Here is a 22,006-nt window from a genome sequence, read left to right on the forward strand (position 1 = left end):
AGGGCTCAGCTTAACGCTGGGCCTGTTTTAACAATTTATCTTAAAACAGCTCAATGAAGCTCCATTTTCATCCAGAATGGTTAAGTAATATTTTTTCTATCGGAACGGTTACTTTTCTCGTACTTTTCTCGTCTACAACAAACAAGACATTTGAGGATATCGTGAATGAAGTTAACATGCGCATTTGGTGGTCGATTCACAAATACGACCCGACCCGAACCGGCCGTTCCGGTATTGGCTGCACGGGATTACTGTACGTCAGGTCCAGGATTGGAAAAGAAGGAGCTTTGGGCTATGAGTTTTGTGTTATGGCAGCGCCAACCCAGGCACGAGATAATATGTGTCACATCATATTTTATTATAATTGAAAAAATAGGAGGGTATGGCCCTTCGGAGCAGTCTGATGGAGCACCATGTACCTAATTTTCAGTATTTGATCCAAAGTACTTGACTATGACGTTAAGTCATAGTGCATAATTCTCACTATAAACTACAAGGAGTGAGAGAAATGAATATAAAATCACTGCGTTCAGACCAAATTTATCAAAAAGTTGCCCAAGCTTCGCCCGAGGAAAAACTTGAATTATTCAGAAACGAAATGATGGCTCCCTTTATGAAACAATGGCAAATTCAACAGATCCCTTTTAGAGCTGAAGAGGCGAATGGTTTTGACGTTATTACGTTTAATAGTATGATGCATCGATCACCTGAACAGATTACCCCTCAGATTTCGGCAGAGATCGAGCTGATTTCGTCCGAATCATTTTGGTTAGAGTGCGAGCATACTGTGAAGAAAAGCCTGCATCTATTTATAGATCATGAAATTAACCTCCCCGTATCCGATTATTTGTTTACCATTCAACTAGGGAATCCGGAAAGCCGTTCCTTAGCAATAAACGAAGGATATAGCGGCTTTGGGGGCATTCCTGGGTTTATCTGGGGTACAATTGTGCCAAATGAGTACACGATTCCTCGAATGAAGGCTGCGCTGGCGCACGAATGCAACCATAATGTGCGATATCAATTTATTAAGTGGGATCACACCGTTAATTTGGGCGAGCTAATTGTAAGTGAAGGATTAGCTGAAAACTATGCTACGTTCATGTTTGGAGAAGAATTGCTCGGCCCTTGGGTAACGAAAACAAACGCAGAAACACTTAACAGACGCATAAAGCCCGTGCTTAGAGAGCAATTGCAATTAACCGGGTTTGATAAATTTGCTCCGTATCTTTACGGTGACGAGATCGCAAAACTTCAGAACTTTAAACCGGTCAACATGCCTTATAGTGCCGGATACGCTTGCGGATATTATTTAATCCAATATTATTTAAGAAAAACAGGAAGAACGATCTTTGAGGCAACAATAACGCCTGCAGCTCAAATACTAGACGAAGTAAAAGGATTTTGGGATGAAGAAACCATTATTAGCGGTTAAAGATATTGTTCAGATTACAGGCATTACAGCCCGGACTCTGCATTATTACGATAGAATCCATTTATTTAAACCGACACATCTAACGGAAAAAGGGTATCGCTTATATGATCGAAGCAGTTTGGAAAAACTTCAAACCATTTTGATCTTAAAGGAAATGGATTTTTCCTTGAAAGAAATTGCGGACATTTTAAAGCTGACCAGGCAAGAACAGAAACAAATATTAAAGAAGCAGAGACAAACTTTATTATTGAGAAAACAAAGACTGGAAAACATTATGACTGCTCTCGATGAATACGTTTCGGGGAATGATATTAGTAACTTGCAAATCTTCAACAGTACTTCCGTTTTGCCATTGAAAGAACAGTATGCCAATGAGGCGAGATTCATTTATGGCGAAACAGAAACGTATAAAGAGTTTAATGAAACGTTGGAAAAATTATCACTAGATGATAAAGAGGAACGTTTTCAATCCATGGAGGAAATTTTCAAACAAATTGCGTCATGTGTCGATCAGGATCCTTCCTCCGATGAAGTTCAGCGATTAATCGAGGAGTGGAAAAAAAATCTAATGCAATTCATGACATGTGATGCAGAGATACTGGCTTGCATTGCCAATACCTACAAATTCGATGCGCGATTCAAAAACTACTTTAATCAATATAGCAATGAGGATTTAGCAGATTTTCTTTACAGTGCAATAATGCATAATATCAATCGCTAATCAAATGCATGACTCCGATAGTTATTGTAAGCTCGTAGGTCAGTGGGGGCGTGCTACACTGAAAGAAATGAGCCCACTGGTTATGAAAATTAATGATTAACGGGACATGTTAGTTGAAATTTTCTTAGCTGCGATTTACGAAAAGCGAGCCCCTTGTAGAGATAGGGAGAGCTCGCTTTTTTTTATGCAACGAATTGCTTAACGTACGCTAAGTGAAGATTTGATCAAATAAGCCGGAATTTCCGTACGCTAAGGAAATCCGGCTCGTTTGTATTCTTCTGGTGAAGGATGTTTAAGTGGACGTAGTCCTTTTAGAGATGCGAGTTGCTTTATATCAAACTTGTATTCGCCTAAGAAATTGATGTATTCCCATCCTAGAGGAGAAATATGCTTCAAAAAGTCGGGGATAGCGAATAATGCTTTTAGGAATCTATTCATAGTCACAGCTACCCATTAGTGAACGCCCAACTCATTATTATTCCGGCAAATTCCCTGATCTCGTTCCTACTTCATAAGAAGGAGTGATGTTGTCGTACATCAAGTGCAAGATCATCCCTGTCGCAGCATGGTCCAAGTTATGGCAGTGATCCATCCACATTCCAGGATTGTCCGCGATAAATGCCACCTCATAAGTCTCGCCTGCATAGACATTTAACGTGTCGGTCATCCAAGGCGTCCTTACTTTCTTGCCGTTCTTCTTCAATACCGTCATATGATGCCCGTGAAGATGCATCGGATGCTCAGTCAGACTTCTATTCACGAATGTTGTTTTGACCCTGTCGCCTTCCTGGACGACAAAGGTTGGGATATTGGGGTATACTTCTCCATTAATTGTCCACAAAAAATTAAATTGTCCGTTATAAAAGCCCATCCTGTTGCCAAGGATCATCGTGAATTCCCGATCGAACCTGGTTGCGGACGATAATTCGTTGACGATTGGCTTCCCATATTTTGTCGGATCGAACAAGTTGGATTCCACTTTGAAGCTTGATTCCTTCGGCAGGGAACGCGTATCATCATCACCATAGAAGACGATGCCAGGATTCTCAGATTCCCTGTAGTCTCCGATTTTGAATTTCACGGGATGATCCGGCATCCTAAAGACGATATCATATCTTCCGCCAGATGCGAGCCTGAATGCAGTGTCATCGGACAATAGGTCCGGATCACGAATCCGCACGCCGTCAATGCTTGTAATTTGATAATCGACGCCTTGCAAAAGGTATTTTTGCGAGAGGTTATGTGTGTTGATAATTTTCAAGTTTACCATTTTCCCGGGCTCCACTTGCTTGAATTGCATTTGATCCTCGGTTCCGAAGGCGATCTTCTTTCCTTGATCTGTTTCCCAATTATGATTGATAATCGTAAATTGTTCATCGTACTCGTCTATCAGGCCGCTTCTCGGCTCGACAATTAACGATCCGAAGAACCCCTTCCTCACTTGCTCTGCAGCTTGCTGATGAGAGTGAAACCAATAGGTTCCTTCCTGCATCGCCCGAAATTTATACGTAAAAGACTGCCCCGGTTTGACGACATTCTGGGTCATTCCCGGCACGCCGTCCATCGCGTTCGGCACATTATAGCCATGCCAATGAATCGTCACGCCTTTGTTGATATCCTTGTTGAGCAGCTTCACTTCCACCATATCCCCATATCGCACGCGAAGCTCGGGGGCGATTTCTCCATTGTAGGTCCAGGCATCGATCTTCGCACCGGAAGCAAGTGTTATTTCCCGCCTCTGCGCGACGAGTTCGAAAGTGACATCCGCCGGATCGGAGATATCTCCCGTCAAAGCAGCCACTTCGACCATATTGGAATGATTGGAATCACCGCACATCTGATGGGCAGACATCATCGTAGGCGTTCCGCCCCCTTCGTAAGACCACAAGATATCTTCTTACGATGAAGAAAGCAGGCACGACCAGAATAAGCAGCAACAGAACAGGTCTTTGCACGATTTCAAATAAGCTCGGCATAACCGCTTGCGCGACAACATTGCTGAAAGCATTTATGCCGGAAGCCAATGCAGCTGCATAGACCGGAATAACCAGCAGGGGGTCCATTGTCTTGGCCAACGTCACTGCCGACAATTGTTCTTGATTTGCTTCGCCAAGACGCCTTGCCCGTGACAATGTGAAAACAAGGACTGGCATATAACCGGTAAGCGCGACGGGAACCATGCCCTTGATGGTCCCTTCAATGAGCAGCCAGTCATTTTGAATATAACTGAAGATAAGCAGAGCCCCCCATAACCCGGCGATTGTGAGAGCGATGTAGATAACCCCCATCAGAATCATTCTCCAGAGCCTTAGTCGCTGGTTATTTTTCGCATAAGGAAGTATCGTAACCAATAATCCGGCAATAGACCATATAATCGCCATCAGAAATGTCAAAATCATATTGGAAAAAATGTGGAACAATTCATAAACCCCTTTCGTGCTATGATTTGGATTTGTTAAGCTTTGGTTTGATTTTGCCGAATGGTTTGAAATAAGAGATCGCCGTCATAAAAGCAAGCGCGACGATGTTTGCGATAGAGCCTCCGAGAAGGGAATAGCTTTTATCGAGAAATGCTGCATTAATCAGGGCAAGAGACCTTCCCTGGTCCGCTTCGCGAAGGAGCTGCGATAACCATGGACTCAAATATGCGATCCCGAATAAAATTAAAAATATCGTCAAGATGAGTTTGGTTACAATCCAGTAATAATTAAATAGTCCCCAATTTGTCCACAGTGACAGCGCGAGACCTGATAACAAGGCGACAAGCGCGGTATAGCGAATCAAGATGACATCAACCAAATGCATGTTTTCAAGGGTGTAATAAAGCTGTTCTCCATTATCTGAGTTCAACATGTACAACCCGAGCATAAACATACATAAAACGCCGCCGAACCAACTTATAATCGAAATGACATGAATCGTAATCAACAATTGCTTCTTTTTCAAAGATAATCTGTAGCTCATGGATCTAATCCTCCTATATCGTGTTTTGTAACAGACTTAAAACTATGCTAACACCAGAATGTTGCGAACTTATGGAGACATTTTTGAGAAGTTGTGATGCTTCCTTTCGTAGAATCAAGTTGTTGTATAATAAAAATGTAGTTAAACCGGGAACACGAAAAAACGGAAAAATGATCGAGGGATAAAAATGGGGATCAAAGTTCTAATCATCGAAGATGAGGAGAAAATATTGTCCTTGATGGAAGATTTCCTTCAGACGGAGGGCTACAATATTGTTACCGCCAAGGATGGGAAAACCGCGGTCAGTCGATTTGAGGAGCACAAGCCGGATATCGTCATTCTGGATTGGATGCTGCCGCAAATGAACGGTCTGGATGTGTGCCGTTACTTCCGGCAAATCGGAGAGCCGGGAATTATTATGGTAACGGCCAAAACGGAGGAAACGGACAAAATCGTCGGCCTGGAGATGGGAGCGGACGATTACTTAACAAAGCCTTTCAGCCTAAGAGAGCTTTCCGCTCGTATCCGTTCCTTATTGCGGAGAATGAACAGAAGTGACAGCGGTGTACAGAGCAATGTGCTTCCCGGGGCGATTTGACGATTTACGAGGAGAGCTTGCAAGCATATAAAGCAGATCAGGAGCTGCGGCTAACCCCGACCGAATTCAAGCTCCTTCATATGCTGGCAGCGAAGCCTGGCCGGGTATACAGCCGAATGCAGCTGCTTCAGCACACTTTTGAAGAAGAATTCGTCATTGACGAACGGACGGTGGATTCACACATTAGCAAACTACGTAAAAAGATCGAGGACAATATCGATCAGCCTGTATACATCCAGACGGTTTACGGGTTCGGATATCGCTTCGGAGCGAAGCATGAAAATTAGAACGAAGCTAATGCTCTCGATGAGCATTCTGATCGTATTCATCTTGTTCAGTCTGCTCGCTGTCACACATATCCAGTTTTTTATTGTCCGTGATCTTGCTTATTATAAAGACAAAGCCGCTTTTAAATTGCTGCAAGAGGAATTTGAGCAATATTATGCGGATCACAATGATTCCTGGGAAGGCGTCCATGATGAACAATTTGAACATAGCCGAGGTTTTGCCGAAATCGCCATGGTATTGGATGGCAAAACATTGTACCAGCAAGGACGGCTGGACATCGAAATCATGCAGGCCGATGGTTTTCATATCTCGTTACATGAACATGATCAGAAGATCGGCCGCCTTTTTGTTATGAACGACAGCCAGTACCACACTTATGAATTTAAAAACATGTGGTACAACATTCTCCCGAATACCCTTCTTGTATCCTTACTTCTGACTGCTGTTGCCGCTCTGGGCATCATCTTTCTGTTATCCTAGAGGATGACCCGTCCGATACGCAAAATTGTTGCAGGTATCGACGGGATCAGGCAAGGAGATGCAAACGTGCTTTTCCCTGTCCGCAGGAAGGACGAGTTCGGGGCGATCTCAAGAGCGCTTCAGGTGATGAATCAAAGCCTCGCCAGCGCAGAACAATCCCGTAACAGCTATTATCCGATGTTGCGCATGAATTGAAAACCCCGCTCATGGTTATACAGGGCGAGATGGAGCTAGCTCAGGAAAAAGATGTCCCGCTTACCCCGGAAAAGCTATCCTCTCTGCTCGACGATGTGTTGCGGCTATCCCGACTGGTTCATGACGTGCTAGATCTATCCAAGCTGGAGGCCGGCGGCGCAGAGCTCCGCCCAAGCGCTGAAAATATAGTCGAGATGGTCAGCGGGTTAATTGAGAAAACGCAGTTTTTGGCCGAGGAAAAGCACATCGGCTTATCCATGCATGCTTCAGAGGATGTGATCGAGGTCTCGGTCGAGAAATCTCGTATTCTTCACGCGCTTTACAATATTTTAATTAATGCGATTCATTATACGAACGAGGGGGGACAAGTACAGCTTCATGTGGAACGGATGTACAGTCACGACCGACAGGATGAGGTTGTCCGGATTGTAATTGAGGATAACGGAATCGGCATTCCGCAGGAAGATCTGCCCCATATATTCAACCGGTTTTACAGGGCCGATCATTCAAGAAGTCGTCCGAACGGCGGTACAGGTCTTGGCTTGGCGATCGCGCAGCAAAACATTGTCGTACACAAAGGCTGGATCGAAGTACGCAGCGAAGCTGTAAAAGGTACGGCATTCTCGGTATTTTTACCGACAGCAAAAGAGCGTTTAAGAGAAAATCTATAAAAAACTCTGTTTGTTGAAGAGTTTGAAAAGGAGTACCTTTTTTTTCTCGTGGTTTTATGGGTTTGGTCGCCTATAAACCTTCGAGATTTAGGAAGGTCTCCCCATCCACAACATTCGCCCGACATTCCCCCGCTTCGTGAGGCGCTATTTCATATGTCAGTCGGCTGATCTCCGAGGGGAAAGACAAATGGGACGTAAAGAGTATTAAGGCTGATCCGGGTAAATCGGTCGTCGAAAGTGTGTTAAGAGAAGTAAACAAGCTGATGGCTCAGGCCTAATTGTTGCCTTATACATTTCCGACGTATTTGAAGATATTTTCGCTTAACGTAAGTTTTCCGCGTTCTGTTGGCGGTACCCCTAGACGACAAGAACATACACGTATAAAAGCTGCGTAATTGCGGCTTTTTGTGTTTTAACGATATATGTTCTTGTCAAAACCGTAGGACTAGAACAAATATCGTTATCAATTACAGATCAAAGAAGCTGTGTTTGATGAAAAGACCCGATCGGCTCGGCAAGCTTGATTTATCAAAACATCTCAAGTGTATTTTCAAATTCGTTGATAAAGATGCCGTAACCGACATTTCTTGAATCTAGCATAAACTTATCCATGATGATTTTGTCTCGATATGAATAAAAAGGAGTCGGGTTAATTCCTGTAATGGTTGCTAATTCCGATATGGTGTATTGCAGGCGTAAGCTGCCCGGTTATAAAACTCATGGCAATCAGCACTCAAACGGGCATGATGCATGAGTCAGACGTAGGACGCTGCCGAACGAACGCTGTCATAGAGGAGAACGTTTGTATGGAAACGAAGATGTTAGGCGGCTCATGTCCTGAAGACAGCGAAAATAGCGGATAAGAGCGGCATCCCATTTATCGCAGATGGTAACTGCAATGGTATTGCCAACCGATCCGCCGGGCAAGAAGGAGGGGATCATATTGCGCCTGAAGTCAGAGGATGGGTCCGCAGCACGAAGATAAAAGCGAGGTGAATGGTTATTGGCTTGGTTGTACCGTCAATATACACGAAAGATTCAAATGCGCCTGACGATTTATTTCCTGCTTCTTTTACTGCCGCTCGTCATCGTAAGTCTTTATGTCAATTTCCGGTCCCAGGCTATTCTCCTCAAGCAGGCGGAGGAACGGACAAGAGGGGCGCTGACCTCATCGATGGACTATATCGATCTATCGCTGCAAAGCGTGGAGGAGCTTTCCACCATAGTGTCCACTGACGACCGGATGCTAAGTCTGATCGATGACGTTGGACCGAATCTTAATGCGCAGTCGTATGTCAATTTTGCCGATCTGTTGAAACAGTTGTCCGGGCTGACCTCGGTTAACCATCTGATATCCCATGTTTCACTATTCCATGCCCCTTCGTATATGCTGCTGTCGACAACCCAGGGAGGAAAGCGGATCGAGGGCGCGCAGCAGCGTCAGGAACTGAACGAAATAGCCGAGACCAAAGGGACCGGTATCGTCTACATGACGCCGGATTATCCCTTTCCCGAAGGACAGACTCTCGGTTCCGTAACAGGAACAGGCAGCGTCTCGCTCGTGCGGACCATGGACCTGAACAATCCGGATCGTGAGCCCAATCTGCTTCTGATCAGCTTGAACAAGGCCCGCCTGCTTGACTTAATCCGATCGCTGCTCCCTTCGTCCAGCGCCCGGATCGATCTGTACACCGATGAAGGCAAGCTGGTGACCAGCACGGGGGACCAAGCTAAGGAGCTTACGAGTGTATCCACTGCCGAGCCCGGGGAGTTCATGGTTCGGGTCACTTCCCGTTACTCTAAATGGTCGCTTGTGCTCGTTCAGCCGAAGGCGGAGCTTTATAAGGAAACGAACGTGACGAGGCTCTTTACGTACGTCATTATCGGTGTGAGCGTGCTTCTGGCGGTTCTTATATCGTGGGGTGTCTACAGCGGAATAGCCTCGCCAATCCAGCGGCTGATGAGAGGGATGAAGTCGGTCGGAAGCGGCAATTTCAGCATACGGCTGAAGGAGGACCGAAGAGACGAACTCGGTTATTTAACGCATTCCTTTAACCGGATGGTCGAGGAGCAGCAGGATTTGATTAAGAACTATTATGAGCAGAAGCTTAGGTTCGCTCATACAGAGCTGAAATTTCTGCAGTCGCAGATCAATCCCCATTTCCTCTACAACACGCTGGATTCCATCTATTGGACAGCCAAAAACTACGATGCCGATGAAATTACGGAGATGGTTCTCAACCTCTCCAGCTTCTTTCGTCTAAGTCTTGGCAGAGGAAAGGAAACGTTCACCGTCGAGGAGACCGTTACCCATCTTCATTACTATATCCGGGTTCAGCAGCTTCGTTTTATGGATTCGTTCACAGTCCGCTATGAGCTTCAGGAGGAGACACGCCAAATCCCGCTGCTGAAGCTGGTGCTGCAGCCGCTGGTGGAGAATGCGATTGTACACGGACTGGAAGCTTGCCGCGAAGGGGAACTTACCGTTGCAAGCTACCTCCAAGGTGATGATCTCGTCCTTGAGGTTCGCGACAACGGCAAAGGGATCCCGGAGGAACGACTCCAATATATCCGCGGCGAGCTGGAGCGGTTATCGGCATCTGAATCCGGGCCTTTCTCTTACTTGGAGCATGGAGCGAAGGACCTTTACGGATTGCGGAATGTGCACTCGCGAATTCGCATCTGGTATGGTTCCGGCGCAGAGATGACGATTGAGAGCAGGGAAGACTCCGGGACTACGGCTGCTCTCATGTTACCGCTCGACCGGTGCCAGGACGAATACAAGCCGAACACGACGATGACAACAGTACAACAGGGGTGAAGACCAATTGAACTTATTGATAGCAGAAGACGAAGACCGGCTGCGGAGCAGCCTTGCTTACAATATTCTTTGGGAAGAGCATGGAATAGAAGTGGTGGGGCTGGCTGAGAACGGGCTGCTCGCCCTTGAGTTGTTCGAACACCAGAAGCCGGACATTGTGCTTATGGACATTCAAATGCCCGAAATGGACGGTATTGCTCTGATCCGTGAAATCCAACGCAGGGATGCCATGGTCAAGCTTATTATTTTGAGCGGTCATGACAATTTCGAATATGCTCAGATTGCACTGGAACATGGTGTTGTGAAATATATGCTCAAGCCTGCGGGCGAGGGCGAGATTGTAAAGGCGGTTCTGGAAGCCGCAGACCAGCTGCGGTTCGAACTGGAGCGGCTCAACCATCAGATAAGGCTGGAGGAGCGGTGGGAGCAGCATTTGCCTTATATGAAAGAGATGTTTATACAGCATTGGATAAGCGGTAAATACGACCCGCAGCAAGTGCTGGAGATCAGTCATGATCTGGGGATCGAATTGGGTAGCGATTGGCAGTACACCCTTGTCGTTCTGGATATCGACGACCCGACGCCAGGGGAAGCTGGACCCGGTGATAGGGATCGGAGAAAGCTAATGTTCTCCCTGAACCGGCTCGCAACAGAACTCCTACATCCAGTCCCTGCGTGGATTGTCATGGATACAAATGAACGCACAGTCCTCCTCTTCCATGCACCAGCCAGAGAAGATGAGAACCGGGAACTGCTCACTGTCAACACGATTGTCGATCGTCTCCTCTCAAGGCTGAAGGAAGTGCTGAAAGTACCTGTTAACGGAGGAATCAGCGGCTCCACCGGCGGGCGGGGGGATGTTAGCAGGCTGTATTCGCAAGCGGTAAAGGCGCTTCAAAACCGGATGCTGTACGGGTCCGGGATTGCGATACCTTACCGGGAAGAGCAGCGGGCGGAATGCCCTGAGCTGGAAGTGCACCCGCACATGGAGAAGACGCTTGAAATTGCGCTGGAAACGTGTGATGAGAAGAGAGCCAGAGCAATCATCGATGAGATGTGGGATACAAATCTCGGCCAAGCGGAGTCGCTGGAAGAGGCGCGCGAATACGTGCTCTATTGGAGCGGCTTACTGATCCGCATTATGCAGAAGATGGGATGGAGCGTCAAGGAAGTCACAGGCGGCGACTATGCTCTGTTTCAGAATTTGCGCCTGCTGTCGACGAAAGAGCAGGTCCGCGGCTGGATCTTCCGTACAGTCGAGGGTATTGTTGCCCAGGTGGAGCGGCAGCGGAAGGCAGTCAGTCACCAAATGGTCAAGCGGATTCTAGACATGGTTGAAGCCGAGATCGATCGGGAGATTACGCTGCATACGGTAGCGGACCGGATGTATGTGAACTCTTCCTATTTAAGCAGGCTGTTCAAGCAGGAGACAGGAAAGGCGTTCTCCGCCTATGTCCTGGAGCGAAGGATGGAACTGGCCAAAGCCACGCTGCAAAAGGGCGCCAGAGTGTACGATGCCGCGCGAACCGTCGGGTATCGTGATGTGAGCTACTTTACAAAGGTGTTCCGCAAATATTGGGGCGTGACGCCAAGAGAGATCAAATAAACAAGAATGTCGGGTATCTCAAGCAATCTTTATTTTTGAACATGAATTTACCGAAAAAAGTAATCGCTTTCATCTATCGACCAACGTTTGATGCGCTTACACTTATAACAAATTCTCCCTTCGAGGGCGAAGAGGAATAAGAAAGAGGTGAGTCTCTATTGGGCTTACGGGCATCCCCTAAACCGAAGGAGAGGACAGGCAAATTCAAGAGGGCTGCCATCGACATCCGCAAAGACTGGGATCTCTATCTGGCCTTGCTGCCGGGAATCGCATTCTTGCTCCTGTTCAAGTACACACCGATGTACGGCATCATCATTGCGTTTAAGGATTTCAATATTTTTGAAGGCATGGCGGCAAGCCCATGGGTAGGTCTCCATCATTTCGAGAAGCTGTTCGCTTCCGAGAGCTTTCTGCAGGTGTTCCGCAACACCCTCTTGATTTCGGTGTACAAAATCGTGTTTCTATTCCCGCTGCCGATCATCATCGCCATCCTGCTGAACGAGCTCAGAAATATGATTTTCAAGCGTTCCATTCAGACGCTCATCTATCTTCCGCATTTTTTGTCCTGGGTCATTGTAAGCGGCCTGTTCATCGATCTGCTTTCCGTCAATGGCGGGATGGTCAATCAATGGATCACGGCGCTGGGAGGGCAGCCGATCAAATTTTTCCTGGACAGCAGCGTATTTCGCTCCGTAATTGTTGCATCAGCCGGATGGAAGGAAACGGGATGGAGCACGATCGTCTATTTAGCGGCGTTGACAAGCATCGATCCCCAGCTGTACGAGGCTGCGAAGATGGATGGTGCCGGCAAATGGAAAATGACGCTGCATATTACACTGCCTGGTCTTATTCCGATTATTCTGCTGATGTTCATTTTGCGACTCGGTTCCGTGCTTGAGGCCGGAACGGAGCAGGTGCTCGTTATGTATAACCCCAGCGTATACAACGTCGCCGACATTATCGGCACCTATGTGTACCGAATCGGGCTGGGCGAGCAGGATTACAGCTTCTCTACGGCCGTCGGGCTGTTCGAATCGGTGATCGCTTTTATTCTTATCGTAACTGGCAACTTCCTGAGCCGAAAATATTTGCAGCGCGGCATTTGGTAGAAAGGAGCCGACAATCCCGTTATGAAATCCGTCTCCATTGAGCCCCAACCCCAAAACGTGCCATCCCGCCGGCGGGGCATTCAGTCATCCCCATCCGAGCGCATCTTTCATGTGCTTAACGTCACTTTTTTCGTACTGCTTGCGGTGACGACTGTTGTACCATTTCTCAACCTGATCGCCAAGTCGCTCAGCAGCGAAGCGGCCGTTGTATCAGGGATGGTAGGGATTTTGCCCGTAGACATTCAGTTCGGTACATACCGCTATGTGCTGACACAGAGCAGCTTTCTCGGCTCGCTGCGCGTTTCGGTTACCGTGACGGTGCTGGGCACGCTACTGGCGCTGGCTATGACAACGCTGGCTGCATATCCGCTATCCAAGAAGCGGCTTCGTGGAAGGAAATTTTTCATTCTAATGTATATCTTCACGATGCTGTTTTCAGGCGGGCTGATCCCCACCTACCTGCTAATGCAGAACCTGCACCTGATCGACAAGCTACCGGTGCTGTTCCTGCCGGGCATGATCAGCGTATACAACATGCTTATTATTAAAAATTTCTTTGAAGGTCTTCCAGACAGTCTGGAGGAATCTGCGAAACTGGACGGAGCCAGCAATCTATCCATCCTATGGAAGATTACGCTGCCGCTCTCACTGCCTGTGCTGGCGACAATTGCCCTGTTCTACGCCGTCGCTTTCTGGAACGATTATTTCGCTTCCTTAATCTACATCAACTCACCCGAGAACAAACCGCTCCAGTTGTACTTGAAAGAGCTGTTCGTTACGTCTAGCGACACGTTTTTGAAATCAGGCAATTGGGCTGACAACGCCATGAACAGTTCACCACAGGCCATTCAGGCAGCTTCGATCATACTCGCGACAGTGCCGATTCTTCTCGTGTACCCTTTCCTGCAAAAGTATTTTGTTAAGGGCGTTCTTATCGGTTCCGTCAAGGAATAGCCGTTTGAATCAGGCAGAACGTGACTTCAAAAAAGGGGGGTGAAGAGGTTACGCTGAAGGCTGTCTAAAGTGATGCATTAGCCGGATTGATGAAGTAATGTAATGGATTGAACCCAGCTGTTGGAACGTGTACAAGGGAAGTCTCTAAATATAGAGGAGGGGTTATCGTGAATCGCAAGAAATTATGGAGAATATCAGCCGGGGCAATCATTGCAGCCGCGATCATCGTCAGCGGTTGTTCAAAGTCGGGGCCGGCACAATCGAATAACGCAGGAGAAAAGCAAGGAGAAGGAGATAAGCCGCAGCTGCGCGAGTTAATGCAGTACAACCGCTTCGAACCCAGTACCGACCCCGTCGCCAAATATTTGAAAGAGAAGACCGGTTACGATGTCAAGTACGACATGTTGCCAGTAGAGAATGCCGATGAGAAGCTGAACTTGCTGATGGCCAACAAGGAGCCTTACGACTTCATGAAGCTGACCCCAAACCAGTTCGCCAAGCTGTCTTCCTCAGGTGCGCTGGAGCCGTTGGACGATCTTCTGGATAAGTATGGAAGTAATTTGAAAAAGGTGATCAGTCAAGCTTCCTGGGATGGAGCCAAAATCGACGGACATATCTATGCGATTCCGGAAGGCAGCTCTGGCGTTGCCACAGGCACAGCTCTCGTGTACCGAAAGGACTGGCTGGATGAGCTTGAATTGAAAGAACCGACGACGCGCGACGAGCTGTATAACGTATTAAAGACGGTCAAAGAGAAGAAGAACGTCATTCCGATTGCGGGTGGGAAAGATCCCTTTCAGGCTGAAATAGCCTCTACATTCGGCTGGATGTACGGCCCTTCGACGTACTGGAAGGAATCGAACGGTGAAATCGTCCATTATGTGGATGATCCGACAACAAAGGAATATTTGGCGTTCATGAACAAGCTGTATAATGAGGGCCTGATCGACCCCGAATGGGCTATCAACCAATCCAATACGGTGATCGAGAAATTTACCAGCGGCAAAGCATTCATGTACCGTGCCGGATGGTTTGACGCTGAGAATATCAATAAGGCTCTGGCGAAGAACAATCCGAATGGCAAGATCGCCATTCTCCCTTACATGAAGGGAGATGACGGCAAAGCCGCCCAAGTCGGCACAGGAGGAATTTCATGGTTTATAGCGATTCCGAAGTGGTCGACTAACAAGGATGACGCGATGAAGTATCTGGATTTGAAGATGGGCGAGGAAATCTTCAAGGGTAATGCGCTCGGCATCGAAGGAACTCATTATAAAGTGGAAGACGGCAAGTATTACCCTATTCTACCCAAGTTTAACGAAGAATGGAATAATGGCAGCGCGTTCCTGACCGGAGTGGATGAAACCAATTATCCAACCTATTGGGAAGCCCGCGTCAGAAAGAACAAATACGTTCAAACCTATTATGAAACCTATCAGAGTAACGCGAAGGACATCCTTTTCGGGGACGCCCTAATCACCGCCCCACCGATTCCGAATGTATCGAAAAACGTTCAAAAGCTGCAAAAGATGGCGGAGGATACGTTCATTAAGTACATTTCCGGCGCGGAGCCATTGTCGGGCTATGACAAGTTCGTGGAGCAGTGGAAAGCCGATGGGGGCAGCGATATGATCAAAGCGGCCAACGACTGGTATCAATCGAGCAAGAAATAGCTGGAATTAGTACCTTGTGACCGTTTCGATACGCATAAAGAAGCTGCATCCGTTGCCATGACGGATGCAGCTTTTTACTTTTAAGATATCCGAGAATATAAACGGCTTGGGCACGATATCTGGCATCGTAAGAGGACCCGGTTAAACGATGACAGGCCATTCCAGTTCGACCCCCTGCTGACGAAGAAGCGTCTGGAAAGAGTTCAGCTCCTTATCCTGATTGCGCACCCCACGCGGCGAAATGCCATGGTCCAGACAAAAAGAGACAAGCGATCCTGCCGCTTCCCCGATATTCCATTCGACTGGGTGCAAGCGGTAACAGCCGTTCGTAATATGGGTTACACCGATATTTTTGCATGCCGGAATGAGATTTTCCATCCGCTCGGGAATTAAGCTGCCCAGCGGAATATGAAAAGGCAGGGAGGAAACGTCGATATAGTTCCGCCCTCCTGTGCTGGGATGCAGGTCAATCCGGTAGCAGCCGATGCCAACCGAATCATGATACCGTTCAGACGTTCCACCCGGCCGATCTGCTGCCAAATGCTGCTCCAGGACAGTGAATTCGGCGCGAATGCGTCTTGACTCGCGGATGTAAGGATACATAGCGAGGCCGTCCCGGGTACCTACGACGTCCGGCCGGAGTCTCAGGCCGGGATAGCCTTGACGGCCATCCGGACGGGGGGCTTCCGTCTGCAGCCAATAGAGAAGCGAGAGGCTAAGCTGCCGGGCGCCCTCAAGATGGCTCTGCCGCTCTGCATCATCCACTTCGAACGGATTGCCAAGCCAATAATCGTTTTGGGGCCAGTTAATGAGCGTGACCGAACTGCGGAAAGTGCCGGGAACAAAATTCGCCTGATCGGCAATTTGGCGGTACTGGAACAGCGAAAACCGTTCGGTGCCGGGAAACAACTCATATTGGACCGGTTCCAGCGTCTGCGGCTTAACGGCTGTCCAGCTAAGCAGCTTATCCGGCCAGAAATCCGGTTTGTAGTCTTTCCAGAAGGCATACTGTGCAGGCCTGTCAATGGTGTGGACTTCATCCGGCAGGTAATCCACGGCAAAACAGTGGGTGAACCCTTGCATGTCCTGCGGGTCGGCTTCCCCTTCGAGGGCATGCGGCTCTCCGGTCAGGCTGACGGATTCGGCCCCGGTGACATATTCGGTGCCGGTAAGCGGAAGCACGTCACCGCATTCGGTTGCATCGATGAAATAGTCCGAAGTCAGGACGGAGCGCTGCTTCGTTTGCTGGCACCGAATAGTTACAGAACGTACCCGGTCCCCTTCGGTTTCCGCCGATTCGATCCGGTGCCGGGTCAGGATGACGACGCACCCGCTGAGCACGTACGGTGCCAGCATTTCATGCAGAACGGCCAACGCGGCTCTCGGATCATGACATAATCGGCTTACAATCCCGTTGCCTGGGTTCAGCAGCGGGTTGGCGGCAGCTGCCGCAGTCAAGGGAAGATAGTGCCGGTAGTAAGCGCGGATGCCATCGCGGAACTGTCTGTAGCTCCTCGTACAGCCAAACGATTCGATCCAGGAATGCTCGTCGGGAGGGACGGCTTGGCTCGTCAACTGCCCTCCGATCCAGTGGGTTTCCTCGGTCATAATGACGGATTTGCCTAAGCGGGCCGCAGACAGGGCAGCCGCACATCCTCCGGTTCCGCCCCCGATAATGATGCAGTCTGCTCGCATTTCATTAATCACATTGATTCCTCCTTGTCTGTCGCTCATTAGAGTGAGCGGAATTGGGAAGGGATGGTACAATTGCAATTGTACAGGACAGATGAAGCCGTTTGGTAGAAATATGTATGACTTTCATCGGTAGATTGATGAGGATCTTCAATTTCATTACCCTTTTTAAAGATGCTGTTAACATGAGAACACTTGTACTATGATATCTACAGGTACTTTTCCAATATGGGGCTTGGAGGAATCAAAGAAGCGTAAACCAACTTTAAAAAGAATTAAGTGAATAAAGTGTGCAACATCATATGTCTAATGACACAAATGTACCCACATAATTATTGAGAAAGAGCCTGATGAATCAGGCTCAGATTGTAGAAATCCTGCTTTAAAACTGAGCGAGCCGAAGATAGAAAAACGTATTCCTATTAATCGTGATCTCGATTTCGCAACACAATTCAGAGATTGCTTGATTGCGTACGAAGAAAAAATAATAAACGTCTTGACATTGGAGGTTACTCCAATGTTACTTTGAATTCATGGAAAAACATTATTCTATACAAGAGGTTTCGCGGATACTTGGGATACCGAAGGATACGCTTCGGTATTATGACCGGATTGGAATCGTATCGCCCTCCCGGGAAGACAATCGGTACCGCAGGTATTCGAAGAACGACCTCATCGACTTGATGAATATTCAAATCATGCAGTATGCGGACTTTTCTCTTGACGAAATCAAGGGAAAGTTTGGGTTCCACAGGATGGAGAACGTAGACCCCGCTTATTGCGAGGAGGTTGCTGCGTTCCTCGATGCCAAGAATGCAGAAACGCGCAAGAAGATTGCTCATCTGGAAACGGTCAGTCAGTTGCTCGACGTAACAACCGAAACGCTAAGGGACTTTAATCATGAAAGCGACCAGCGGCTGGCAGAGATCGTTCACGGGATTTACCGGGCTATTCGAAAGAAGGAAGCGGGAATATCCGAGGAGGGATGTCATGGACATCAAGGTTAGGAATTTTTATTATCTGATTGCAGGTATTCTTGCGATACTGTTTGCCGTTACGCACGCATGGAACGGGCAATCCGCTGTGCTGCCGACGCTCCACGTGAGTGCGATAGCCATGGATACCCAGACAGTATTCATGTATGTCTGGCACATTATCACGGCGGAAAATCTGGTCTTCGGCATCGTGTTCATTTTAATGTCATTCCAAAGCGAGCGATCGAAGATCCTGTTTGCCGCATGGATGATCGTGTCGCTTCTGATCGTCCGACTGATGGTCATTCTTGGCATATCGGCATTTCAAGACGTTTCGGCACTTACGGATACGTTAATCGATTCGATTGCCACCGTAATCTATGTCACCTTCATCATACTGGGAATAAAAAAGAAGCACAAAGGACAGATTGTCAAGCCAAGTGCGACACCTCATCCATGAAAGCTTCGTGAGGCGATTTCCAGCCAAGACATTTGCGAGGGCGGGAGGACGCAAATCCGCTGAACGCCGGCGTCGCCGGATTGGAAGAACGTGCCATAATCTCAATTTTTGAACAGAGGTTTATTTTAGGCAGCCGCTAAAGTAGACAATAAAAAGGAACCGCACCTGGAGTTATCCCTCCCGTGCGGTTCCTTTCATTTTGCCATTTATAAGGAGCTGAACACGATATTGCGCAGCTTGCGCGTAATCGTCATCGTGCCGGCATCTTTTTTCTGGATCATAAATAGGATCGTCATACGGTCTTGAGGACTGTTGCAGAAGTAAGCCCCAAGCCAGCCATCCCAGCCGTATTCGCCTTGGATGCCGATAAAGCCGCCTTTACCGGGGTCGGTCATAATGCGCATTTGGTTGCCATAGCTATGGCCGCGCAATGTATGCCACGTATCGAAGCCTTTTTGCTGCCAATCGGTTAACGTAGCCGAAGTCAAAAATTGAATCGTTCTAGGCTTCAACAGTTGAACACCATTTAAGCTGCCTTGATTTATCAGCATCGTAGTAAATTTAGCGGCATCGTCAATCGTGGACGCTAGACCTGCTCCGCCAGACTCGAATGCCGGATCCCGATCCATCTGATGGCCGATGCCAAGATGGCTTTCCGCGTACAGCTTCAAGCCGCCCTCGTTATCATCCTGATAGGTTTTCGCAAGGCGGACTCTTTTTTCTTCAGACAGCCAGAAACCGGTATCTTTCATTTTGAGCGGCTCGAATATTTCTTTTTTCAAAAATTGCCCGTACCGCATGCCGCTGACCGCTTCCACAATCGCACCAAGAACGTCGGCCGACGTTCCGTACTGCCAAGACGATCCCGGTTCGAACGAAAGGGGGCCTTGGCCCAGGCGGTTTGCGAATTCCATTGTGCTCATTGGGTTATCACTGTACAACCGGCTGCCCATTTCCTGGAACAATGTTTCCGTTTGCTGCCCGGCCTTATTGGTTCCGCCATATACCAACCCTGATGTCATGTTCAGCAAATCGTGAATGTTGACTTCCCGGCCGGTAGGCACCAGTTCTCCATTTTTTTCGACCCGTTGGTTTTTGAAACCCGGAATATAGCGGCTTACAGGATCGAACAGATCGATATCCCCACGTTCCAACAGCATCATGACGGAAGTGGCGGTAATCGGCTTCGTCATCGAATATAAACGGAAAATGGAATCCCTTGCAATAGGGCGTCCCGACTCGATGTCGGCCAAGCCGTCTTCATGGTAAAAAACTTCGTTGCCGTCCTTGATCACCATGAAATTCGCGCCGGCGATTTCCTTGTTGTCAATACTTGCCATCAGCGTTTTTTTTAATTGGTTGGTTATGTATGGCTCCAGCATGTTTGTTATGACTCCTTCACGAATAAGTTCTCTTAAACTAAAGCAGATATTAACAATACTCTATAGAAAATAGTAAGCGTTTTGGGACCGGTTGTATAGAGATATATTCGTTGAACCTTCAATGGGAGGAATATTTCGGGGAATGGCTTCCAGAGCCTTTCCTCACGTTGAACGACGATTCAATGGAAACATTTTGAGCTGCCGCAAACTGTTCAGCCACGCAAGTGTTGATTTCGTTTTTCTCCAAGAAAACGGAGTGTCCGGCGTGCCGGGGAACCGGGGAACCGGGATAAGCAAAGGCATATAGTTCTAGGAAATATACTCCATAATATCAGTCTTAAGTCGGAGGTGAACGATGATGAGATCGGTATAATTAGGAAAGGGAAGGAGAGTCATATCAATACTAAAGATGGCATCTTTATATAGAAAATGGAGGTTGAAAAGATTGAATAAGCCTGAAAAACGTGCTACTGCACCAAGCCTTCTTAGCAATCGTTTTCTGCAGACGATATTATTTTCAAATGTGCTCCTACAGATCGGCATTTGGGTACGTAATTTCGCAATTCTTCTGTACGTTGCCGATAGAACAAACAATGATCCATACGCCATTTCGCTAATCAGTGTGGCAGAATTTGCGCCAATTTTTGTTTTTTCGTTCATTGGGGGTACATTTGCCGACCGTTGGCGGCCTAAGCGAACGATGATCTGGTGCGATGTATTATCCGCGGTATCGGTATTCGCCGTTCTTCTAACCATACATTTCGGTTCTTGGCATTCCGTCTACCTTGTCGCATTCATCTCAGCTATTCTTTCGCAGTTCTCGCAGCCTTCAGGCATGCGATTGTTTAAGTATCATGTATCTGAAGATCAGCTGCAGCAAGGGATGGCTCTATTCCAATCCCTGATGGCTATCTTCATGGTACTTGGCCCAATGCTTGGAACCTTCGTTTACAGCACATTTGGCCTTGAAATATCGATTGCTATCATGGGCGTCGTTTTTCTTCTTTCCGCTCTCGTCCTTATTCGTTTACCTGAGGATAATATGGAATCTCAAACGGTCGCCGCAAAAGGGCAGTTCCGTAAAGATTTCATTGAAGGTTTCCGCTTTGTTTGGCAAAGCCAAGTGCTGCGTATGCTCGGACTCGCGTTTATTCTTGCTGGACTCGCTGTTGGCGTAGCCCAAGCTCTCAACCTGTTTATCGTAACGGAGCGGCTAGGCAAGAGTAAAGAGTTCCTGCAATACCTGTTGATGGTGAATGGCGTAGCCATGCTGATCGGTGGTGGAATCGTTGCCGCCTTTGCGAAGCGGGTTCCACCTCAGATTCTTCTTGCAATCGGCATGCTGGCAGGCGCAGTCTGCACAGCAATTGTCGGGTATTCGACGAGCGTTCCGGTCACGCTGACCGTTCAATTTCTAAATGGGCTTGTTTTCCCTTGTATTCATATCGGGATCAGCACAATGATCCTGAAATGGTCCCATGCTTCCATTGTTGGCCGGGTGAATGGGGTTCTAAATCCGATGTTCGTTGGCATGATGGTCATTTCCATGTCTTTCGCTGGCGCGTTAAAGGACTCCTTATCGCTAAGTACCATCTATAGCGGAGCAGGATTGTTATTTCTTATTGGCGCACTCGCCATGGTGCCGATCATGAACCAAAAAGCGCCGGATAGCGCACCTACTGTACAAGAGATGTAACGTTGTGATAATTATAAGGATTTAATTTAGAAGAACCGGCTACGAAAAAAGTAGTCGGTTCTTCTTATGGTAACTGAGGCGAAATTTTGCTGCAGTAACGGATAAAGAACTCGCAAATGCCATTCGCCTAATCAATAATCGGCCTAGTAAATGTCTGGACACATAAAGAATGGCTAAACTGTAAGTTATGGCGGTTGAAATTACGCTACATTATATGCATCGGTTATTCAAAACGCTACAAAATAGATAAACCCTGCCAGCATAGGCCAGCAGGGTTTAAAAAACAA

The 22,006-nt window shown here is 47.6% G+C and carries 18 protein-coding genes and 1 pseudogene; 14 read left to right on the forward strand and 5 right to left on the reverse strand.

Features of this window, described 5'->3' with window-relative positions:
* Nucleotides 1-508 precede the first annotated feature (508 nt).
* Both MUG84_RS10830 and MUG84_RS10835 read left to right on the forward strand, forming a co-directional pair.
* A complete protein-coding gene (locus MUG84_RS10830) occupies nucleotides 509-1,435 on the forward strand; it encodes a DUF2268 domain-containing putative Zn-dependent protease (protein ID WP_244725020.1) in 927 nt (308 codons plus the stop codon).
* Nucleotides 1,410-2,156 (forward strand): MerR family transcriptional regulator, encoded by a 747-nt coding sequence (locus MUG84_RS10835; RefSeq protein WP_244725022.1) that lies wholly within the window; start codon nucleotides 1,410-1,412, stop codon nucleotides 2,154-2,156. The genes MUG84_RS10830 and MUG84_RS10835 overlap by 26 nt, the downstream gene beginning before the upstream one ends.
* A 475-nt stretch (nucleotides 2,157-2,631) precedes the next feature.
* Here MUG84_RS10835 and MUG84_RS10840 read toward each other — a convergent pair whose 3' ends face one another.
* From MUG84_RS10840 to MUG84_RS10850, 3 genes are read right to left on the reverse strand one after another with little or no spacing between them, the layout of a single operon-like run.
* Nucleotides 2,632-4,011, reverse strand: a complete 1,380-nt coding sequence (locus MUG84_RS10840) for a multicopper oxidase family protein (protein WP_244725024.1) — start codon at nucleotides 4,009-4,011, stop codon at nucleotides 2,632-2,634.
* Nucleotides 3,983-4,576 (reverse strand): hypothetical protein, encoded by a 594-nt coding sequence (locus MUG84_RS10845; RefSeq protein WP_244725025.1) that lies wholly within the window; start codon nucleotides 4,574-4,576, stop codon nucleotides 3,983-3,985. Before MUG84_RS10845 ends, MUG84_RS10840 begins: the two co-directional genes overlap by 29 nt.
* Before the next feature lie 19 nt (nucleotides 4,577-4,595).
* The gene (locus MUG84_RS10850; protein ID WP_244725026.1) at nucleotides 4,596-5,120 is read right to left on the reverse strand and encodes a CopD family protein; all 525 of its coding nucleotides are present in this window, start codon (nucleotides 5,118-5,120) and stop codon (nucleotides 4,596-4,598) included.
* Between the two features lie 187 nt (nucleotides 5,121-5,307).
* Here MUG84_RS10850 and MUG84_RS10855 point away from each other — a divergent pair.
* The 9 genes and pseudogenes from MUG84_RS10855 (at nucleotide 5,308) to MUG84_RS10895 (ending at nucleotide 15,515) form a co-directional block, all read left to right on the forward strand.
* Nucleotides 5,308-6,005, forward strand: a pseudogene (locus MUG84_RS10855) (response regulator transcription factor).
* Nucleotides 5,995-6,486, forward strand: coding sequence for a hypothetical protein (locus MUG84_RS10860; protein WP_244725027.1), 492 nt, complete (start codon nucleotides 5,995-5,997; stop codon nucleotides 6,484-6,486). Before MUG84_RS10855 ends, MUG84_RS10860 begins: the two are co-directional and overlap by 11 nt.
* A gap of 3 nt (nucleotides 6,487-6,489) precedes the next feature.
* Nucleotides 6,490-6,681 carry a HAMP domain-containing protein gene (locus tag MUG84_RS10865; RefSeq protein ID WP_244725028.1) on the forward strand — a complete coding sequence of 64 codons (192 nt, stop codon included), beginning with the start codon at nucleotides 6,490-6,492 and terminating at the stop codon, nucleotides 6,679-6,681.
* Nucleotides 6,678-7,352 carry a sensor histidine kinase gene (locus MUG84_RS10870; protein ID WP_244725029.1) on the forward strand — a complete coding sequence of 225 codons (675 nt, stop codon included), beginning with the start codon at nucleotides 6,678-6,680 and terminating at the stop codon, nucleotides 7,350-7,352. Before MUG84_RS10865 ends, MUG84_RS10870 begins: the two co-directional genes overlap by 4 nt.
* A 1,003-nt stretch (nucleotides 7,353-8,355) precedes the next feature.
* Nucleotides 8,356-10,173: a sensor histidine kinase gene (locus MUG84_RS10875; protein WP_244725031.1), complete on the forward strand. Its 1,818-nt coding sequence runs from the start codon at nucleotides 8,356-8,358 to the stop codon at nucleotides 10,171-10,173.
* Nucleotides 10,174-10,180: 7 nt separating this feature from the next.
* Entirely contained in the window at nucleotides 10,181-11,779 is a 1,599-nt protein-coding gene (locus MUG84_RS10880) for a response regulator (protein ID WP_244725032.1), read from the forward strand.
* A 218-nt stretch (nucleotides 11,780-11,997) separates the two neighbouring features.
* Complete coding sequence (locus MUG84_RS10885) at nucleotides 11,998-12,888, forward strand: ABC transporter permease (RefSeq protein WP_244725463.1); 891 nt, start codon at nucleotides 11,998-12,000, stop codon at nucleotides 12,886-12,888.
* 21 nt (nucleotides 12,889-12,909) lie between these two features.
* A complete protein-coding gene (locus MUG84_RS10890) occupies nucleotides 12,910-13,842 on the forward strand; it encodes a carbohydrate ABC transporter permease (RefSeq protein WP_244725034.1) in 933 nt (310 codons plus the stop codon).
* Nucleotides 13,843-14,009: 167 nt separating this feature from the next.
* On the forward strand, nucleotides 14,010-15,515 hold the full coding sequence (locus tag MUG84_RS10895) for an extracellular solute-binding protein (RefSeq protein WP_244725035.1): 1,506 nt from the start codon (nucleotides 14,010-14,012) through the stop codon (nucleotides 15,513-15,515).
* Nucleotides 15,516-15,656: 141 nt separating this feature from the next.
* Here the strand turns inward: MUG84_RS10895 and MUG84_RS10900 are convergent, their stop codons facing one another.
* A complete protein-coding gene (locus tag MUG84_RS10900) occupies nucleotides 15,657-17,222 on the reverse strand; it encodes an FAD-dependent oxidoreductase (RefSeq protein ID WP_244725037.1) in 1,566 nt (521 codons plus the stop codon).
* A 518-nt stretch (nucleotides 17,223-17,740) separates the two neighbouring features.
* Here MUG84_RS10900 and MUG84_RS10905 point away from each other — a divergent pair.
* Nucleotides 17,741-18,214 (forward strand): MerR family transcriptional regulator, encoded by a 474-nt coding sequence (locus MUG84_RS10905; RefSeq protein WP_244725038.1) that lies wholly within the window; start codon nucleotides 17,741-17,743, stop codon nucleotides 18,212-18,214.
* The gene (locus tag MUG84_RS10910) at nucleotides 18,198-18,641 is read left to right on the forward strand and encodes a hypothetical protein (protein ID WP_244725039.1); all 444 of its coding nucleotides are present in this window, start codon (nucleotides 18,198-18,200) and stop codon (nucleotides 18,639-18,641) included. The genes MUG84_RS10905 and MUG84_RS10910 overlap by 17 nt, the downstream gene beginning before the upstream one ends.
* 206 nt (nucleotides 18,642-18,847) lie before the next feature.
* Here the strand turns inward: MUG84_RS10910 and MUG84_RS10915 are convergent, their stop codons facing one another.
* Nucleotides 18,848-20,023 carry a serine hydrolase domain-containing protein gene (locus MUG84_RS10915; RefSeq protein ID WP_244725040.1) on the reverse strand — a complete coding sequence of 392 codons (1,176 nt, stop codon included), beginning with the start codon at nucleotides 20,021-20,023 and terminating at the stop codon, nucleotides 18,848-18,850.
* Nucleotides 20,024-20,468: 445 nt separating this feature from the next.
* Here MUG84_RS10915 and MUG84_RS10920 point away from each other — a divergent pair, with 445 nt between their 5' ends.
* Nucleotides 20,469-21,719 (forward strand): MFS transporter, encoded by a 1,251-nt coding sequence (locus MUG84_RS10920; protein WP_244725042.1) that lies wholly within the window; start codon nucleotides 20,469-20,471, stop codon nucleotides 21,717-21,719.
* Nucleotides 21,720-22,006 lie beyond the last annotated feature (287 nt).

Source organism: Paenibacillus mangrovi, from assembly GCF_022898935.1.
GTDB lineage: Bacteria > Bacillota > Bacilli > Paenibacillales > Paenibacillaceae > Paenibacillus_AQ > Paenibacillus_AQ mangrovi.

What these genes read in the sequence shown, in the direction of transcription:
- MUG84_RS10830 (WP_244725020.1), top strand. Translation starts at nt 509, where the DNA reads ATGAATATAAAATCACTGCGTTCAGACCAAATTTATCAAAAAGTTGCC.
- MUG84_RS10835 (WP_244725022.1), top strand. Translation starts at nt 1,410, where the DNA reads ATGAAGAAACCATTATTAGCGGTTAAAGATATTGTTCAGATTACAGGC.
- MUG84_RS10840 (WP_244725024.1), bottom strand. Translation starts at nt 4,011, where the DNA reads ATGATGTCTGCCCATCAGATGTGCGGTGATTCCAATCATTCCAATATG.
- MUG84_RS10850 (WP_244725026.1), bottom strand. Translation starts at nt 5,120, where the DNA reads ATGAGCTACAGATTATCTTTGAAAAAGAAGCAATTGTTGATTACGATT.
- MUG84_RS10860 (WP_244725027.1), top strand. Translation starts at nt 5,995, where the DNA reads ATGAAAATTAGAACGAAGCTAATGCTCTCGATGAGCATTCTGATCGTA.
- MUG84_RS10865 (WP_244725028.1), top strand. Translation starts at nt 6,490, where the DNA reads ATGACCCGTCCGATACGCAAAATTGTTGCAGGTATCGACGGGATCAGG.
- MUG84_RS10890 (WP_244725034.1), top strand. Translation starts at nt 12,910, where the DNA reads ATGAAATCCGTCTCCATTGAGCCCCAACCCCAAAACGTGCCATCCCGC.
- MUG84_RS10905 (WP_244725038.1), top strand. Translation starts at nt 17,741, where the DNA reads ATGGAAAAACATTATTCTATACAAGAGGTTTCGCGGATACTTGGGATA.
- MUG84_RS10910 (WP_244725039.1), top strand. Translation starts at nt 18,198, where the DNA reads ATGGACATCAAGGTTAGGAATTTTTATTATCTGATTGCAGGTATTCTT.
- MUG84_RS10915 (WP_244725040.1), bottom strand. Translation starts at nt 20,023, where the DNA reads ATGCTGGAGCCATACATAACCAACCAATTAAAAAAAACGCTGATGGCA.